Source organism: Mesorhizobium sp. B1-1-5 (genome assembly GCF_006443065.1).
Lineage (GTDB): Bacteria > Pseudomonadota > Alphaproteobacteria > Rhizobiales > Rhizobiaceae > Mesorhizobium.
Map to the genome: position 1 here is coordinate 1 of NZ_VFWS01000637.1, position 1,056 is coordinate 1,056.

A 1,056-nucleotide genomic window follows, 5' to 3' on the forward strand; every position below is an offset into this window, starting at 1 on the left:
GTGCAGCGCCTCGCGAAACAGCGGATGATCGTCGATGATCAGGAACCGGGCGCTGTCAGTGGCTGCTGTCATGTGGCTCGTTTCGGTTTGCCGGCCGCAGCATAATCCCGCGACCATGGCCGACTTATTGGCAAATAGTCTATCCCAACGGAGGATGCATCGCCGCGAAAGTGATGGAAACTCCGGATTCCTTATACGGGCCGGCAAGCCAATGCTTTATGAAAAGCGACGCCTTGCCCGACCCCTTAATTCGGCCGAAGGTGCCCGCGACCCCGACATCCCACAGCAGAGACAGACCATGACCGCCTTTGTCCTCCCCGCTCCGCCAACGCCCTCGGTCGCGGTGGCCGGCTCGAACGAACGATTTGCGGTGCGCCGCATCTTTTGCGTCGGGCGCAACTACGCCGCGCATATCAGGGAGTTCGGCAATGACGAGCGCGATCCACCCTTCTTCTTCACCAAGCCCGCCGATGCGGTGGCCGACTCCGGCGCCACGATCCCCTACCCGCCGCTGACGACCAACCTGCACCATGAGATCGAACTGGTGGCCGCGATCGGCAAGCCGGGCTTCCGCATCCCGCGCGCCCAGGCGCTGGATCATGTCTGGGGCTATGCCGTCGGCATCGACCTCACCCGCCGCGATCTCCAGGACGAAGCCAAGAAAGCGGCGCGGCCCTGGGACTGGTCGAAGGCTTTCGACCGCTCCGCGCCGTGCGGTCCTCTGGTTCCCGCGCAAAAATCCGGCCATCCGAGCCAAGGCCGTATCTGGCTGGCCGTCGACGGCAAGGTCCGGCAGGACGCCGACCTCGCCGAGTTGATCTGGCCGATCTCCGACATCGTCTCGATCTGCAGCGAAGGCATGGAATTGCAGCCAGGCGACCTCATCTTCACCGGCACGCCGGCCGGCGTCGGCGCGGTCAACCCTGGGGAGACGATGACCGGCGGCGTCGACGGCATCGGCACGATCGAAGTGACCATCGGCCAGCCAAATCGGTGAGTGCATGAGCGACATCGTCCTTCACAACTACTACCGCTCCTCCACCTCCTACCGGGTGC

The 1,056-nt window shown here is 64.2% G+C and carries 1 protein-coding gene; it reads left to right on the forward strand.

The features are described 5' to 3' along the window. Nucleotides 1–298 precede the first annotated feature (298 nt). On the forward strand, nt 299–997 hold the full coding sequence (locus tag FJ980_RS33980) for a fumarylacetoacetate hydrolase family protein (RefSeq protein WP_140517182.1): 699 nt from the start codon (nt 299–301) through the stop codon (nt 995–997). The last annotated feature ends 59 nt before the right edge of the window (nt 998–1,056 follow it).

Bases quoted from the DNA above. Each gene is read 5' to 3' on its own strand.
- FJ980_RS33980 (WP_140517182.1), top strand. From the start codon at position 299: ATGACCGCCTTTGTCCTCCCCGCTCCGCCAACGCCCTCGGTCGCGGTG.